This window comes from Pedobacter sp. T50_32 (assembly GCF_057652195.1).
Genome location: NZ_JBYFBY010000004.1, coordinates 152,968 through 170,762, shown reverse-complemented (window position 1 = coordinate 170,762; position 17,795 = coordinate 152,968). Strand labels below are relative to the sequence as shown.

Genomic DNA, 17,795 nt, shown 5'->3' with positions numbered 1-17,795 from the left:
ACATGAAACCAAGTACGCAAGCAGCAAATATCTTAAGCCAGTTTCATAGCAAAACCAAACTGGGCGATTTACGGAAAATGGCGAAGGAAATAAAAAAGGATCATGAACTGGCAATGGAACTTTGGTCGTCTGAAGAATTGCTACCCAGACAGTTGGCCATCTTAATTATGGATAGCAAGTTACTTTCTGAAGAACTTATCAATCAATTAGATAAGGATATGCAAGCTCACCCTTTAGACGAACGTAATCAGTTGATGGATTGGTTAATGGCTAATCAACTTACTAAAGACAAAAAAACAACCGCACTCATCAATTCTTGGGAAAATAGTCCTTCTGCATTACAAAGACGAGTTTTTTGGTATCATCAGGCTAGGTTAAGATGGGTTGGACAAACGCCTCCCGACAATACAGCGCATTTAATCAGTACCATCGAGGCAAAAATAGCGAAGGAAGAACTGGAGGTACAATGGGCAATGAATTTCGTTGCTGGCTGGGTTGGCGTTTACGAAAAAAAATACAGAGCACGTTGTATTGCCATTGGCGAAAAAACTGGCCTTTACAAAGGCGAAATGGTATCAAAAGGTTGTACGCCGAGTTACTTACCAGAATTTATCGCAATAGAAAGCAACAAAAGAAACATTTAACTTTTTGTGCAAATAAGCTTAAATCTAATATACAATTTCATAGCCTCAGTCTATAGTTTTTTTTGTAAAACTGAACTTTACAACAAACCAACACTTTCTTAAATTAACGAACTTTGTTTATCAAAACATCAAGATATGAAAGTAATTATTACCGGAGTTACAGGAATGGTAGGCGAAGGCGTTTTATTAGAATGCCTGGCAAACAGTGCTGTAACAGAAGTATTGGTTATAGGCAGAAAACATTATGACCTAAGCCATGCTAAATTAAAAGAATTGGTTTTAAAAGATTTTTCGGAAATCGGCAACCATTCAGATTTATTGAAAAGCTATGATGGCTGTTTCTTTTGTGCTGGTGTAAGTTCAGTTGGCGAAAATGAAGATAGCTTTACTAAAAAAACCTATGACTTCGTTGTACCATTTGCCACAACCTTGTCGCAAATTAATCCTCAAATTATTTTTATTTACGTATCTGGAAACCGTACAGATAGCACAGAAAAAGGTAAAGTAATGTGGGCAAGAGTAAAAGGTAGAACAGAAAATGCACTAATGAAATTGCCTTTTAAAGGTCAATACAATTTTAGACCTGCAATTATGAAAGCCACCAAAGGGCAAAAAAATGTGAAAACGATATATAAAATCTTAGGACCACTTATTGCTCCATTTTTTCCTGCCCAAACATTGTCGTTAAAACAAGTTGGAAAAGCAATGATTAACGCAGTATCAAAAGGTTATCATACCCAAATTCTAGAAGTGTATGATATTGAACAATTAGCAAAATAAATTTGATCTTTTTACGTCGTTTAACTATTGCTTATTATTAACCTTTGCATCGTCTATTAATTACTCTTACAAATTAAAAGGCACATTTGATTTTTTTGCATTCGTTGCTTAATTTGCTTTTAAATAACATTACAGAAAAGCATTTAAAATTATACCGTAGTTTTGAGCGGTAAAAAATGATATAACTAACCGTACTACCGTGCTATATGAACAACTTCGACCTTAAAGTAGACACCTACATTACAAATGCGGAAGACTTTGCACAACCAATATTGGCGCATTGGCGCAAATTGGCGCACGAACATTGTCCGCAAATTGTAGAGGCAATCAAATGGGGTTATCCGCATTTAGATTACAAGGGCGATTTTATGTTTGTTCTGGCTGCTTACAAAAAGCATTGTGCTTTTACCTTTATTAAAGCAGAGCTGATGAGCGACGAGCGACTAAAAAATAGCAAAAGTCTTAAGCCTGCGGATAGATTTTTGGGCAGAATTACAAGCTTGGCAGATTTACCACCCGATGAAGAATTTATTGCATTGATTAAAGAAGCAATGATTTTGAACGAGAAAGGCATGAAAGTTCCTACGCAAAAATCGGAGAAACCAGCAGTAGTAGAAATGCCAGCATATTTTGCCGAATGTTTAGCGATGGAGCCCCTTGCCAAGGAGATATTCGAGCGTAAATCTCCATCGTTTAGGAAAGATTATATTACTTGGATTGTAGATGCCAAAACGGAAGCAACAAGAGATAAGCGAATTGCCGAAGCCATTCAATGGATATCGGAAGGGAAAAGCCGCTTCTGGAAATATGCAAAGTAGCATTTTTAGCTTCAAATGGCGATAAATGCTACTGCACAAAATTTTCGTTTAACCATTTGAGCTGATTGTAACCTTTAATGAACTTTAAGCGCAGCTCTAAAATTTTTTCCTGCGCATCTATCAGTTTGTTTTCTCGGCTATTGATGAGAAACAAAGAACTTTCGCCGTTGCTGTACTTCGCTTCTTCTGCTTTGACCAAGCGTTCATAGTTATCAATGTTTTGTGTGGCTATATCTATCTGGTTGCGATAGTTAAGCACCTCGTTTTTATAGGTATTTAGTTTCGTATTAATTTCCTGGCGTTTGTAATCAATATCTAAAAGGTTTTGCTGCACCTTGCTCTTCGCAATGCGATAATCGCCTCTGGCCTGCCTTAAGAAAATAGGTATTTCTAGCTTGATGCCATATTGATAATTGTTTTGGAACAAAGGAAAAAACTCAGATCTGTAATTTTCTTTATTGAAGAAATTGTAGGTAAAATCTAGCTTAGGTAAAAAACTTTGAAATTTAAGCCGACGTTCGCTTTCTAAAAAATCTTGCTTTCGCAGATAGTACATTACCGAAGCATGATTAGCCAAAGGTTGATTATTTAACTGTGCCAATAACTGTCCATAATCTTGATAGGCAAGGTTGTTCATTAACCTGTCGTTAGGGATGATGCCTTCCAAAATATCATAGGGCTGCTGATTTTCCTTCCATAAAAACAGAGATAGTTCTTGTGTTGCTTTTACAAATTGCAGGTAAGCATCTTTCTGTTCTAGCTCGAAACTCTGTAATTGCGATAATGCCTCTGTGGTATCGATAGCGGCACGTTCGCCATACTGATAGGTTTTTCTGGTTAGTGCTAAACGGTCTTGGTTGATGGTTACCGCTCTGCTTTGCAGCAAAAATATCTCGTACTCTTTTACCCAATTCCAGTAGGCGTTATCGGCTGCCAAAAGTAAATCGTTGGTGAGCACGAGTTGTTCGGCCTCGGTCATTTCCAAACCAATTCTAGCTTGGTCTAGCAGTGCTCTTCGTCTATCGTAAACCAGATTTTTAGCCAAAGGAACAGTTAATCCAAATTGGTACAAACCTCCACGGGTATCGCTGTTATTCAGTTTTTGTCCGTCAATGTAGTTATAGCTTCCGTTTAACTCAATGCCATACCAAGTGGGAATAACCAAACCAATATTCGTTTCTTTGTAGTAATCGATACCATCAATAGTTTTGGCACCGTTTTTACCTTCAACTACTGGATCAAAATTACCTCTGGCTCTTTGGATCTCTGCCCTCGCTATTTCATTTTGTAAGCGATACCTGAACGCTAATGGATGGTAACTTTTAACCGCAGCTAAAAACTCCTGATGCGAAAGTCGCAGGGTACCTTGTCCAAAAAGCGGTTGAACAACACAAATCAGTAAGAAAACTAAGACAAATCTATATCGCATTTTCATTCTATTTGGTAGTCGTTTCGGTTTTGGCAATGTAATAATCAGGTGGGAAACCATTAATGTTTCGCCATAGCTCGTACCAAATAGGCACATCGTTTAAAATAGCGATACCTTGTACACCAGCACCCATTTTTATTTGTGGCGGCCAAGGTTTTTGCGTTTTATCCTCCACTACAAGCGCTTTAAACAAGCCATTCACACTGATGTTACTCTCTATGGCTACAACTTTTCCAGTAAAAGTTCCGTAACTGGTGTTTGGCCAACCAGAGAACACAATTGCGGGGAAACCATCGAAAATACACATCACTCTTTGTCCCTCTTTAAGCAATGGCAAATCCACAGGTTTCACATAAATCTCTACTGCGTAATCAACCTTTTTGGGCACAATGGTTCCAATGCTTTCTGTTTCCTTCAAAATTTCGCCAATACCAGCTTTATTGAGCTGCACTACTTGCCCATCTTGTGATGCCACCACATAATACAAACCCCTCCTAGCTTGGTAATTTGCCGCCTGATTTTCGAGCTTGGCAATGTCTCCAGTGCTGCCTTCAATTTGTCCCATGCTTTGGTAACGTTCGCCGTGGGTTTTGCTTAATTTCTCGGTATAATCTTGTATGGTAGCATTTTGCTCTATGTTGGTTGCTACAATTTCTTGTCTGGTTTGCGCCAGCTTATTTTGTGCCGCAGTTTTTTTAGCTACTGCATTTTGATAACTCACATTACGTTGTTGAAATTGTGTAAGTGAAACCAAACCATCGTCGTACATCTTTTTCTGACGATTGTACTGATCTTCGCTTAATTTCAGTTCATTGTCTGCGGCCAAAAGTTCTGCCTCTTCGGCCGCCAGTTTATTGTTTAACTGACTGATTTTAACTTTAAGCTGGCTCAATTTTAAATCTCTAGCAGCGTTTAGCGCACTCAGCTGACTGTCTGTTGCCCCAACCTTAGCTTCGTAATAACTTCTTACTCCCCTTTTAGCTTTCACTTGTTCTTGGGTGCGCTCTAACAAAAGTGGATCTAGGTAATCGTCCTTCACCTCTGTCAATTGCAAAATGGTATCGCCTTTATTAACGTAATCGCCATTTTTTACGTACCACTTTATAATTTTACCCGGAATGGGCGAATTAAGTTGTTGTGGACGTTGGTCTTGGTAAAGCGTACTCACATTACCCCTTACCTTAATATTTTGGGTCCAAGGTAAAAAAAGCACCACCATACAAAAACCTAAAAAGATAAAAAACCACCTTTTTACCCGTGAGTCTCTATTAATATGATAAATGTTATCGATAGATTTTAACTTCATTTCTTAATCTGCTTAGCTTAATTGCTTGTTACACTACCATTTTGAAGATGTAATTCTTGATCTGCTATATTGATAATTTCCTGAGCATCAGACACAATAATTACCGTCGCTTTCTTCCTAATTTCTTGTAGATATTCGATCATCTTCAATTTAAATTCGGCATTCATACCATCTAAAGGATCTTCTAAAAGCAACAAACGATGATTACCCAAAAGCGCTCTTAACAGCAATATTTTCTTTTTTGAACTGAAAGATATTTCGGTGTCGGTCTCGCTCAGCTCTGTATAAAACCCGTTGGTGAATTGGCTTGATAAATGTTCTATTCCAATCAATTCAGATAATTCCAAGATATCCTCAGTATTCACATCCTGCCTGCCTAATAAAATATTGTCTTGCAATGTACCTTTAATGATTTTCATGTCTTCCATGTAAAGACCTATCAAATTCCTTAACGAAATTTTATCTAGGTTTTTAAGCGGTACCTTGTCGAAAAGAATTGCGCCAGAAGTAGGATCGTAAAATCCAGCCATCATATTTAAAAGCAATGATTTGCCAGCACCTAATTTGCCAGATATCACCGTTAGTGTATTAGGCTGTATATTGAAATTTAAGCCAGACAGTATGTCTTTATTATCGTTAAATGAAAAACTCACATCTTTAAAACCTACTTCCATTCCACCATTTTTCTGCTCCAGCACAATGTCTGCATTATGCTCGTCCGTAAGTTCTGTTACCTTTTCCAGTTTCACTAACGATGCGATTACATCATAATAACTCTCCAAACTTTTAATCAGCTTTTCAACAGCGGTCATCATAGTAAGTACCACAATTTCGGTAGCGATAAAAGCACCAATGTTTAGTTGCTGTGTAACCAGCAGGTAGGTTCCTATAGCCAACATCACCAACGTCATAATTACCTTAAAGCCAATTATTGCCTTGTACTGAAATTCTAAAACTTTAAAATGAGAAGTACGGTGGTTTAGATATTTCACTACTCGCTCATCCGTACCGGCAAGGTGAAGCTTGGTTTTCGAATTAATTTTGAAAGTTTTAATTGCCCCTGCAATATCCTCCAGCCAAGAAGCAACTTCATATTTCTTGTCACTTTCTTCCACACTAGATTGAATACCCGAATCCATCGTGTATCGAAAAATAATTACTACAATGATGATTACTATTCCTCCAAAAACTAAAAACCAAGGGTGGTAAAACGACAGTAAGAGTATTCCGAAAACAATCTGAATAAGCGCAGTTGGAATTTCGAGCAATATCTTCGAGATCCCTTTTTGTAAATTTGGTGCTTCAAAAAAGCGGTTTACCAATTCTGGCAAGTAGTATTTTTTTGTGTTCGACAAATTGATATTTGGTAGTTTCTCTGCAAATGCAATGGCGTATTCTACAAAGATTTTCTGCTGAATTTTCTCAATAATCTGCATCACTTTAATTCTGAAAAAGCCAGCTAAAAAAGTACCCAATACCACAAAACCAATCAACAGATAGAGCGATGTAACCATGGTAGCACCCATCACGAAGCTTACAATTGCCTGTATACCTAAAGGAATACTTAATTGCACTAAGCCACTTAAAATGGCATAAATATAAATAGCAGTTACATCTTTCTTTTCTTTAGTGATGTATTTGAATAATGCCTTACTGCTTTTTGTATAATCTTGATTTTGTGCCATATTATTTAATTACTGAGAAAGCCAATACATTTAGATAGGCCAACACATAGTTTTTATGCTGCGTTCTACTTTTATTATCTGTTAGTTTGGGTAAATGTTCGCTAAAAAACTGCTGAGCGTGTGCCGTTTCCATCAGCGTGCTAGCCAACGATTTGGGATAAGCAAATTTCGGGTTGATCTGCAAAATGATGTCTCCGATAAATTGGCATAAGCTTTTAAGTGGATTAAACACAAACTCCTTATTAATTTCGTCCACTTCTTTTACCAAATAAGATTTACTACTTTCTGATATCACGATACGATGCAACTTTTGTAAATCATACTCCTTTATTTCTGAACTGTAGCCATCATTATGTGTAATAATCTCTAAAATCAACTTTAGTTTTGTAGTACTATCTGTTATTTGCTGCAAACGCATTTTTGCTACAAATTCTAAAAAGTTCCAATAGCAGTTAAGGATGTAAGTTAGCAGCTTGTGTTTAGAAGAAAAGTAACGGTAAATGGTTGTTTCTGTAGAATCTATCTTTTGTGCTAATTTTTTGAAGGTGAAGCGCTCAAAACCCACGTCATCAATTAAGTCAATGGCTTTGCTAACAATTGCCTTTCCCAGTTCGCTACTTTCCGGATCTCGTAGATACAGATGGTCGCTCAGCTTAAATTTCAGCAAAAATTCCATAACAACTTAAAACCAATTCATCTAACAGTTGAACACTCACAAATGTAAGTAATACTATCACCACGATGTATATAACAACAACTTTGGGTTGTGGTTTTGTTAACTTATGACAATGAGAAAACGCTTAAATTAAAGCCTGATTAGAATTTAAAAAAGGCATTAATTATTTGCAGTGCCTAGCATAATACTTTTGTTAAAATGTGTTAGATGTAGCTTCATTACAGTTCTACAATGTATCTTTGCACTAACGCCATTTAAATCTTACTATCTTGAAGAAGTTTTTTAAAATACTGGGCATCAGTCTTGCCTCTTTGATAGCGCTTTTGTTTATCATCCCGTTGCTTATCCCCAAAACGATTAATCAGCAAATTACCAAAACGATTAACCAGAATATCAAAGGCGAAGTCAGCTTTAAAGGCACTAGACTTTCGTTCTTTACACATTTTCCATCTTTAACGTTAAACCTAGATGAATTTTTACTGAAAGGTTCCGAGCCTTTTAAAAATGATACGTTGATTTATGCCAAACAGATGGCTTTGGGTATCAATTTATTTTCTTTGTTTAGCGACCAAATCAAAGTAGATGAATTTTATTTAGACAATGCTAAAATCAACATCCTTTCTGATGAACAAGGTCATGCTAACTACAACGTTTACGAAAGCAAAGACGATGGCAAAAAAAGCACAGATACTGGCAGTACAGCCATCAAAATAGAAGGTATTTATATCAAAAACAGCGATTTGGTTTATAACGACAAATCGATACCGATGATGATTGATGCTAGACAAGTAAATTACAGTGGTAATGGAGATTTAAGCAAAGCGATATTCGATTTAAAGAGTAAACTTTCTATTAAGGATGCTGATATTTATTACGCTGGCACACCATATCTACTTCATAAAGAACTTAACGCAAAGCTGATTACAAAAATTAATACCAGCTCTTTAGATTTATTGTTCGATGAAAATGACATCAAAATCAACTCCTTGCCTATCCGCTTTGTAGGTCGTTTTTCTTTCTTGAAAGATGGTTACGACATGAATTTTAAAACGCAAGCCAAGGAAACGGATTTGCAAAACATCTTTACTGCTTTACCTACCGAAATTGCTGATAAACTAGAGAAAACCAAGGTTAAGGGTTATGCCGAAATTGATGCATCCTTAATTGGAAAATACATTGCAGAAAGCCATACCATGCCAAGCTTAACTTTTAACATGAAAGTTCGTAACGGTGAAATTAAAAATCCAAACGCTCCTGATGCTATTAAAAACCTTTTTCTAAACCTACAAACTAAAATTCCAAGTTTAAATCCCGATAGTTTGGATTTAAATATGGATAGCTTGTATTTTAATATCGGCGATGATTATCTGGCTTCTGTTACTAAAATTAAAGGTTTAAAAGAGCCGCAAATCTACACCAAAACCCGTTCTAACATCGATTTAGAGAAATGGGCAAAAGTGGTAAATATGGATAGCCTGAATATCAAGGGCAGATTGGTAATGAGCGTAAACGCTGATGGAAAATACAGCACAAAAGTTGTCAAAAACGGGGTTAGAAAGGTAGACACCGTTATTGCCACCGTTCCTACATTCGATGCTAAAATCAAACTGAGTGATGGTTATTTCAAATACGCTTCACTCCCATCTCCAATAGATAAAATCAACTTCGACTTTGTGGGTAATAACGTTAATGGCGATTACAAGAACACCAAATTAGAAATCAGTAGTATCGATATCAATGCCATGTCGAACTACATTAAAGGTTATTTAAAACTACAAACCATCAATAACATTACGGTAGATTTAGGTTTAAAAACTGCTATCAACTTTGCCGAAATCAAGAACTTCTACCCTGTTAAGGGTTTGGTTTTAAACGGCAAATTAGCTGTCGATGTAACAAGCAAAGGTTCTTACGACAAAGTGAAAAAGCTATTCCCCGTTACCAATGCTTTAATTAAATTAGATAGAGGATACATTAAAACCGCACATTTTAGCGAGGCTTTAGAAAAGATTGATATTGATGCAGCAATTACCAACAAGAACGGCAGTTTAAAAGGTACTTTACTGAATATCAAACCTATTTCGTTTGAAATGTCTGGTCAGCCGTTTTTGCTGAAGGCCAATGTGAGCAATTTAGAAAATGTGTCTTACGATATTGCATCGAGAGGAACTTTAGATATTGGAAAACTGTACAAATTATTCGCCGTTCCAGGTTATCAAGTTAAAGGTTTAATTTATACCAACGTAAACTTTAAAGGTTTGCAAAGCGATGCCATGGCGGGCAGATATGGTCGTTTACAGAACAAAGGTTTTATGAGCATCAAGGATTTGAACATCCTCACTGATATGTTCCCAAATGCCTTTATCATCAAAAACGGCAAGTTTTCTTTCACTTCTTCTGCTTTAAAATTTGATGAGTTTAATGCTTCATACGGTGGTTCAGACTTTAAATTGAATGGAAACCTGAACAACTACGTGAACTTTGTTTTTGATGAAAGAGAGAAATTGAGCGGAAGTTTTGTGCTGCACAGCAACAAAATTATAGCCGATGAATTTATGGCTTATGCTGGCGATACTACCGCAGCGACTAACAGCACGGCCGCTAAAGGTGTCATTATTATTCCGGCTAATTTAAATGTGACTTTTGCAGCTAATGCTAACAATGTTGGGTATAACGGACTGAACCTCAAAAATGCTAAAGGTAAAATGACCATCAATAATGGAAAACTGACTTTATTGCAAACAGGATTTGATTTGGTTGGCGCAAAAGTGTTGATGGATGCAAGTTATCAGAGTACTAGTCCAACCGCTGCAAACTTTGATTTTAAACTAAATGCTAAGGAATTTGATATTGCCAAAGCCTACAAAGAAATCAAACTATTTAGAGAAATGGCTACTTCTGCATCGAAAGTAAAGGGTATTGTTGGTTTAGATTATCAACTAACAGGCAGACTGAATGATGAAATGTTTCCTGTATTGCCATCGGTAAAAGGTGGCGGCACTTTAACTCTAAAAGATGTGAAATTGGCTGGTTTCAAAATGATGAATGCGGTTAGTAGAGAAACCAAAAGAGATAGTTTAACCAACCCGAATTTGAAGGATGTCGTAGTTAAAACTTCTATCAAAAATAACATTATGACTATTGAGCGTACCAAAATGAAAATTGCTGGTTTTAGACCACGATTTGAAGGCGAAGTAAGCTTAGATGGTCGCTTGAACTTGAGAGGCAGATTGGGTTTACCTCCGTTTGGTTTGTTTGGTATTCCGTTAAGTGTGACTGGCACGCAAGAAAAACCTATTATTAAGCTGAAACGCAATAAAGACGGTAAGCTGGAAGAAACTGAAGATGCGGATAGCAAGTAGTTTATATTGAACCATTAAGGAGTTAAGAGGAATTAAGGTTGAAAATATCTTTGCAATACTTCGCGAAAATTTCCAAAACCTTTGCGGTTTATTTTAATGCTAAGAACCTAATACGCTAAAAACGCAAAGGCATTCCTCAACTTTGTAAATCTTAATTTGCAATATGTTAGTAAGATTGACAAAGTTTCCTAGCAAAGGTTAATGTTCCCTAAACTCGATTGAAGTGGAAATACTTTTTGCTGCGTCATTTCGACGAGGAACGAGGAGAAATCTGTTACATAGAAGTATTTTTTTGAGATTTCTCTCTGCGTTCGAAATGACGAAGACAGCATACAAAAAGATTGAAACGAAAAGCGGGACTATCGGTTAATGGCAATTCTGTCACTGCTTTTCTAAATATTAATCTATTCATTTAATCGTAAACCTAAAGCCGTAAATTTCCGTACCTTTGCGCCACAATGATTTCTATTAATAACCTTAGTTTTTTGATTGGCTCTAGGGCCTTATACGACGAAGCCGATTGGCATATTAAGCCGGGCGATAGAGCGGGATTGATTGGTGCGAACGGAACTGGAAAGTCGACCTTGCTGAAAATAATTGTTGGCGAATATGCTCCTTCATCGGGTAGTATTTCGATGGCCAAAGATTTACGTATTGGTTACTTGAACCAAGATTTGCTTTCGTACGATAGCCATAACCCAATTTTACAGGTAGCTATGGAGGCTTTTGACCGCCAAAACAAGCTACACGAAGAAATTGAGGAGCTTTTAAAGGTTATAGAAACTGATTATAGTGAAGATGTTTTAAACAAGTTAGCTCAAAAGCAAGAGCAATTTGAAGCTTTGGATGGCTATAACATAGAATATCGTGCTAACGAAATTTTAGCGGGTTTAGGTTTTAGTTCTGAAGACCAAAAACGGCCGTTGAACACCTTTTCTGGAGGTTGGCGAATGAGGGTAATGTTGGCAAAAATTCTTTTGCAAGACCCTGATATTTTACTACTGGATGAGCCTACCAACCACATGGATTTACCATCGATTAAGTGGCTAGAAACGTATTTAGCTAGTTTTGAAGGTGCCATTGTGATTGTTTCTCACGATAGGTATTTCTTAGATAAAATCATTAACAGAACGGTTGAAAGTCGTAAGGGAAAACTAACTTCTTACGCTGGAAATTATACTTTCTATCTGGAAGAAAAAGAATTGAGGTCTGAGATACAACGTGGTGAGTTTAAAAATCAGCAGGCAAAAATTAAGCAGGAAGAGCGTTTAATTGAGCGTTTCAAGGCTAAGGCGAGTAAGGCAAAAATGGCGCAATCTCGTATGAAGGCTTTAGATAGAATGGAGCGTGTGGATGATGTTGATGATGACAATCCGACGGTAAATTTTGCCTTTAAGTTCTCGAAACCATCGGGCCGACATGTAGTGCGTTTGGAGAATGTTTCAAAAAGCTACCCTAACATCGAGATTTTAAAAAATGCCGAAGCGGTTATCGAAAAAGGTGATAAAATTGCGTTGATTGGCGCCAATGGTAAAGGTAAATCAACTTTGTTGCGTATCATTGCCGGAACTGAAAAGTTTGAGGGCAAGTGTGAGATCGGTCATAACGTAACTACTACGTTCTTTGCGCAGCACCAATTAGAGTCGCTGCACTTAGACAATGCTATTTTAGAGGAACTGCAAGCTTTTGCACCTAAACATACAGATACCGAATTACGTGGTATTCTGGGCTGTTTCTTGTTCACTGGCGATGATGTTTTCAAGAAAATCAAGGTATTATCGGGAGGTGAAAAATCGAGGGTTGCACTGGCAAAATCGTTAACTACAGACAGTAATTTCTTAATTCTAGATGAGCCTACCAACCACTTGGATATCCAGTCGGTGAATATATTGATACAGGCTTTGCAACAATACGAAGGAACTTTTATTTCTGTTTCCCACGATAGGTATTTCCTAGATAACGTGGCGAACAAAATTTGGTTCATCGAAGAAGATAAAATTAAAGAGTATCCTGGAACTTATGCTGAGTTTGAGGAATGGGATTCAAAGAGAATTAAACCTGTTCCAAAGGCAATTCCGGTGAAACCAGAAGAGAAAAAACCTGTGGTTAAAGAGCCAGTAACTGCGAGTACTCAGCAGCAATTGAAAAAGCTGAACGAAAAGTTAAAGCGTACAGAAGATGAGATTGCTGTGTTTGAGCAAAGCGTGAAGAATTGCGAAGCAGAATTGGCAAAAGAAGAGGTTTTTAGCAATCAGCAAAAGCTGGATGAGGCAAATAAGAAGTACTTATCTGAAAAAGCTTTGTTAGATGCTGCTCAAAATGCTTGGGAAGAATTGGCTGCCGAGATTATGGAATTGGAGGGGTAAGCGTTTTTCGTAACCTAGACACCTTGTCATTCTGAGCATAGCGAAGAATCTAATTGATTAATAGATTCCTCCTAACGTCGGAATGACAAAACCATAAAGATTGCTTCGCGAAGCTCGCAATGACGAACTATTTACGAAAAAGCAAAAAATGATGAACGAAATTAAATGGGGAATTATTGGCTGCGGCGATGTTACTGAAGTTAAAAGCGGACCTGCGTTTAACAAAATAGCGAACTCACAATTAGTAGCTGTAATGCGCAGAGATGCTGCCAAAGCAGCAGACTATGCCAAAAGACACGGCGTACCGAAATGGTACCGCGATGCTTCCGATTTAATTAACGACCCTGAGGTGAATGCGATTTACATTGCTACTCCGCCCCTACAGCATGAAGAATATACCATTGCGGCACTAGCTACTGGCAAACCTGTGTACGTAGAAAAACCGATGGCATTAAATAGTACCGCAGCACAACGAATGGCAGATGCTTCTGAAAAGTATGGTGTAAAATTAGTGGTAGCTCATTATCGTCGAGCTCAACCACTATTTTTAAAAATCAAATCTTTATTAGCGGAAAAAGCCATTGGCGATGTAAGGTTTGTTGACTTGAAAATGCTTCAACCTGCCGCAAGCGACATCATTGCCAATTCGGAAGAAAACTGGAGAATTAACCCAGCAATTTCTGGTGGTGGTTTATTCCATGATTTAGCGCCACATCAGTTAGATTTAATGCTGTACTATTTTGGTGAAGCTAAGAACTTTCATGGCTTAGCGAACAAAAAAGACGCAGCCTCACCAGTGGTAGATTTAGTAACTGGCCACATCGAATTCGAAAACAATGTAGTTTTTAATGGCTTATGGTGCTTTTCTGCTCCAAAAAGCGAACAAGCAGATAGCTGTGAAATTATAGGTTCAAAAGGTAAAATCACTTTCTCTGTTTTTGGCCAATACATTAAAGTTAACGTTGAAGGCAAAGAGGAAACGCTAAACTTCGAGCCATTACAGCATGTTGAACAACCCATGATTGAGCAAGTGGTAGCTTATTTTAGAGGCGAGGGCGAAAATCCGTGTTCTGCGGAAGAAGCTTTAAAAACCATGAAAATTATGGATGCTTTTACGAAAGCTGATTAGAATTTCTCTTAATATCTCGTTTTCAGGATAAATGCATACATGACTAGCTCCCATTAATTATGCAATGTATCTGTACATCTGCGGCAAAAATCAGAACACTAATCTTCTCGTATTTTCGTTAATTTGATATATTTATAACATGAAATACAGATTACTCATTTGCCTACTATCTTTCTTGTATCTATCTACGGCTAAGGCTCAGGGCGAATATCAAAATAAAATCTACAAAGATTACATCAAAACTGTTGAGTGCTACAACACCAGCAAAGAGCAGTCAATTCCATTAATTAACCTAAAAACTGCCGAAACTATCACATTTGGTTTTGATGATTTACGTGGCGGTCAGAAAAATTACAGCTACACTGTAGAACATTGTACTTGGGATTGGAAATCGTCAGGAATTAATATTTTGGATTACCTAGAAGGTGTACAACAAGACATTCTTTTCAATTACCGTTACTCGTTTAATACATTGGTAAAATTCACACATTACCAAATGAATTTCCCTAACGACCAAATGAAGGTTAAAATTGGCGGGAATTACATCCTCAAAATATTTGAAGATAATGACCCTAACAAAATCGTGATTACTCAACGTTTCCATGTGGTAAATAACACGATTAATATTGGTGCAGAGGTTATTCCAGCAACGGAAGTTACAGATCGAAACTCGAAACAGAAGATCAACTTCAGCTTGTTTCATCAAACACCAATTAATAATCCATTTTTGGAAGTTAAAGCGGTGGTGATGCAGAATTACATCCCTCAAACAGCCATTACTAACACCAAACCTTCATTTGTAAAACCCGGAACATTAGTCTACAACGATATCAATACCAATCATTTTTTTGGTGGAAATGAGTTTAGAAAGTTCGATACCCGCAGCTTTAGATACAAAGCAGAGCACGTAGCCGACATTTATCGCGATAGCACTCAAAACGTAATTTTATCTATCGATTTACCCAATGCGAGTAGCAGGTACAGCAACCAATTTGATGAAAACGGCAATTTCTTCATCAGAAATACTGATGGAAGGGACAACACGACAGATAGTGACTATGCCTATATGCTATTTACTTTGGCAGCTCAACCTCCTACGCCAAAAGGGAACGTCTATGTTTTCGGCAGGTTTAACAACTACGCATTAACTGATGAAAATAAACTTACCTTCGAATCTTCAAGACGTAGATTTTACGGTAATCTCAAACTAAAACAAGGTTTGTATGACTTTAAATATGTTTGGGTTGATGAAAATGGAAAGTTTAACGACACGGTTTTTGAAGGTTCTTTCTTTGAGGCCGAAAACAGCTATCAGGTATTTGCTTACTACCGCAGACCAGGTGCCAGATATGATGATTTGGTAGGATTTACGAATATCAACAGTGTAAAACGATAAAAGTGATGAGCGAGATTGAAAACCTGAGATTTCCAATAGGAAAATTCAATGCGCCACAAAAAATCACCACAGACCATATCAAAAATTGGATTGAAGTTATTGCCAATTTCCCTACCCGCCTAAAAATTGCAGTTGGAGATCTAACGGAGAGCGAACTTGAAAATCGGTACAGACCTGATGGCTGGACAATACGACAAGTAGTACATCATTGTGCAGATAGCCACATGAATAGCTTAACAAGATTTAAACTTGCATTAACGGAAGAAACACCAACAATTAAACCTTACGCTGAAAATTTGTGGGCAGAACTATCGGATTATCAAGAACCTATAGAAAGCTCCCTAAAAGTATTGGAAGGAATTCACGAAAGATGGGTTAAGCTTCTGGAAAACATGACTGAAAGTGATCTGGAAAAACAGTTTATCCATCCTGAAAACAATGAACTAATTTCCTTAAAACAGAATATTGGGATTTATGCTTGGCATTGCAACCATCATTTAGCGCATATTTTAATTGCAAAAAACAATCAATTCCCAGCTCCGTAAATTTCTATTTTTTCACCACCTTTAGAACGATCTTCGGTAGTAGAATAGATGGAGAAGTTGTTTGCACTCGGACACCTCATATCCGTGTAACGGCCATCATGAAAAGGAGTTTCTACCAAGTTTCCATTTACAATGCGGTGCAAATAAGTAGCTTTCCATTCTGCACCAGTTACCTTGGTTCTAGTAGCCTGTACTGGTTTTCCTTCGTTAGCCACTTGATCGATAGCGTTTACACGTTTAAACTCGCCCTTGCCTGCAAATGTATATCCGCCAGCCTCGAAATCTTTTTCAAATTTCTTTCCAGCACCTTCAACGATCAGTCTCAAAATTCCGTTAGCAACAATTTTAACCGACATCGAAACTTCTTCGCCCTGATACCAATAGTAGAGAGCCTCGGCAGGTGCATTTTCATATAATGCAGCTTGTCCGCTCCCACCATGCGCAGTTCTACGTAAAAATGGCCTAAATGCACGTCTATCTGCGGTAACTGCACCGCTTTCATCACGAATAACTTCCCAAGTTAAACCAATATCAGTTTCTTGTCCGCCCATGTTACCACCCATATAAACCGAGGGATTATCCAAAAATTGGGCAGGCTTAGCAGGATTAATTCTAGAAGGATCAAAAGTAATGGTGGGCAAAACCACTCGCCCACCAATGCCTCCCCAAGTATCTACACTCGAAACCAATTTACGGTAATATGCACCTGCAAAGCAATTTTTTGAAGCCGCTGGCTTAACCTCGCCCATAAAAAATGAGTTTGGGTTGCTTGGTAAAACTGGAGATGCAGGCTCACCTTTTTTCTTTGCACAAGAAAAAAACAGACAACATAGCACTAAAATTAGGTTACGAATGCTCACTAGACTTGGAGATTTTAATCAAACACTAATAATAAAATTTATATGCATTTTTTTCGCTAGCAGAAGCCAACAATGCAATTAACAATTGTGGCGGTGCGTTTAAAGTATATTCCAATACATTGTTTCCTTTTTGCAGGGAAATATTTTTTGCATTGAATAATACTTTACCACTAATATCTGAAATTGAAAAATTAGCAACTTTTGCAGTCGGCGAATAAACATTAACCTTGATATTCTGATTTGCTGAATTCGCAATGACTACTACATCGGTTTTATTAAGATCAAACTGTACTGCCACAATAATAGATGTAGTAAAAGTACCATCTCTATCTACACTTTTTAACTGGTAGTAATTTGTTCCATTAGCTGGTTTCGTATCTCTGAAAGAATAATTTACCAATTCGTTAGAGTTTCCTTTGGCACCTACAGTTGTAATTCGCTCAAATTTCTTGCCATCTGTAGAACGTAGAATTTCGAAGTGTTGTGCATTTCTTTCCATCGTAGTTGCCCAAGTCAAGCTTACAGCATCGGCATCTTTTTTAGCATTGAATTTACTTAAAGTAATAGGCAAAACTAAATTTCTTAACGCTTGGATAAAAGCTCTGTTATTTACACCGAAGCCATCGCCCCAGCTCACATCTGCATAAGTGTTAATGGTAGCACCTTGTTCGTTAGTCGTGGAGAAAGCTACGTCTCCACCATTGATATCTTGTAAAAGCTTAGTTAAGTCTACGGCTTGCGCTTTTACAAAAACCGCCGAAAATATAATTGCTGATAATATGATGATTTTCTTCATGAG

The 17,795-nt window shown here is 37.4% G+C and carries 14 protein-coding genes; 8 read left to right on the top strand and 6 right to left on the bottom strand.

What is annotated here, in order from left to right; genetic code table 11:
* The first annotated feature begins 2 nt into the window (after positions 1–2).
* The 3 genes from AC23ME_RS14320 to AC23ME_RS14310 all read left to right on the top strand — a co-directional run bounded on the left by AC23ME_RS14320 (position 3) and on the right by AC23ME_RS14310 (position 2,242).
* Positions 3–644, top strand: coding sequence for a DNA alkylation repair protein (locus tag AC23ME_RS14320; RefSeq protein ID WP_487728459.1), 642 nt, complete (start codon positions 3–5; stop codon positions 642–644).
* A gap of 135 nt (positions 645–779) precedes the next feature.
* Positions 780–1,424: an NAD-dependent epimerase/dehydratase family protein gene (locus AC23ME_RS14315; protein ID WP_487728458.1), complete on the top strand. Its 645-nt coding sequence runs from the start codon at positions 780–782 to the stop codon at positions 1,422–1,424.
* A 206-nt stretch (positions 1,425–1,630) separates the two neighbouring features.
* Positions 1,631–2,242: a YdeI/OmpD-associated family protein gene (locus AC23ME_RS14310; protein WP_487728457.1), complete on the top strand. Its 612-nt coding sequence runs from the start codon at positions 1,631–1,633 to the stop codon at positions 2,240–2,242.
* Positions 2,243–2,270: 28 nt separating this feature from the next.
* Here the strand turns inward: AC23ME_RS14310 and AC23ME_RS14305 are convergent, their stop codons facing one another.
* Genes AC23ME_RS14305 through AC23ME_RS14290 form a run of 4 tightly spaced genes read right to left on the bottom strand, consistent with a single transcriptional unit; the run spans position 2,271 to position 7,338 of the window.
* Positions 2,271–3,671 carry a TolC family protein gene (locus AC23ME_RS14305; protein WP_487728456.1) on the bottom strand — a complete coding sequence of 467 codons (1,401 nt, stop codon included), beginning with the start codon at positions 3,669–3,671 and terminating at the stop codon, positions 2,271–2,273.
* A gap of 7 nt (positions 3,672–3,678) precedes the next feature.
* Positions 3,679–4,977, bottom strand: coding sequence for an HlyD family secretion protein (locus AC23ME_RS14300; protein WP_487728455.1), 1,299 nt, complete (start codon positions 4,975–4,977; stop codon positions 3,679–3,681).
* Between the two features lie 17 nt (positions 4,978–4,994).
* Complete coding sequence (locus tag AC23ME_RS14295; protein ID WP_487728454.1) at positions 4,995–6,662, bottom strand: peptidase domain-containing ABC transporter; 1,668 nt, start codon at positions 6,660–6,662, stop codon at positions 4,995–4,997.
* A 1-nt stretch (position 6,663) separates the two neighbouring features.
* Positions 6,664–7,338 carry a TetR/AcrR family transcriptional regulator gene (locus AC23ME_RS14290; protein WP_487728453.1) on the bottom strand — a complete coding sequence of 225 codons (675 nt, stop codon included), beginning with the start codon at positions 7,336–7,338 and terminating at the stop codon, positions 6,664–6,666.
* 269 nt (positions 7,339–7,607) lie between these two features.
* Between AC23ME_RS14290 and AC23ME_RS14285 the strand changes: the two genes are divergently transcribed.
* The 5 genes from AC23ME_RS14285 (at position 7,608) to AC23ME_RS14265 (ending at position 16,136) form a co-directional block, all read left to right on the top strand.
* Positions 7,608–10,700 (top strand): AsmA family protein, encoded by a 3,093-nt coding sequence (locus AC23ME_RS14285; protein WP_487728452.1) that lies wholly within the window; start codon positions 7,608–7,610, stop codon positions 10,698–10,700.
* Positions 10,701–11,158: 458 nt separating this feature from the next.
* Positions 11,159–13,066, top strand: coding sequence for an ABC-F family ATP-binding cassette domain-containing protein (locus AC23ME_RS14280; RefSeq protein WP_487728451.1), 1,908 nt, complete (start codon positions 11,159–11,161; stop codon positions 13,064–13,066).
* A 148-nt stretch (positions 13,067–13,214) separates the two neighbouring features.
* On the top strand, positions 13,215–14,195 hold the full coding sequence (locus tag AC23ME_RS14275; protein WP_487728450.1) for a Gfo/Idh/MocA family protein: 981 nt from the start codon (positions 13,215–13,217) through the stop codon (positions 14,193–14,195).
* A 139-nt stretch (positions 14,196–14,334) separates the two neighbouring features.
* Positions 14,335–15,591 (top strand): type IX secretion system plug protein, encoded by a 1,257-nt coding sequence (locus AC23ME_RS14270; RefSeq protein WP_487728449.1) that lies wholly within the window; start codon positions 14,335–14,337, stop codon positions 15,589–15,591.
* Between the two features lie 5 nt (positions 15,592–15,596).
* A complete protein-coding gene (locus tag AC23ME_RS14265; RefSeq protein ID WP_487728448.1) occupies positions 15,597–16,136 on the top strand; it encodes a YfiT family bacillithiol transferase in 540 nt (179 codons plus the stop codon).
* Here AC23ME_RS14265 and AC23ME_RS14260 read toward each other — a convergent pair.
* Both AC23ME_RS14260 and AC23ME_RS14255 read right to left on the bottom strand, forming a co-directional pair.
* Entirely contained in the window at positions 16,118–16,885 is a 768-nt protein-coding gene (locus tag AC23ME_RS14260) for a hypothetical protein (protein WP_487728447.1), read from the bottom strand. The two genes, AC23ME_RS14265 and AC23ME_RS14260, sit on opposite strands and share 19 nt — an antisense overlap.
* A 136-nt stretch (positions 16,886–17,021) precedes the next feature.
* Complete coding sequence (locus AC23ME_RS14255) at positions 17,022–17,792, bottom strand: hypothetical protein (protein ID WP_487728446.1); 771 nt, start codon at positions 17,790–17,792, stop codon at positions 17,022–17,024.
* Positions 17,793–17,795 lie beyond the last annotated feature (3 nt).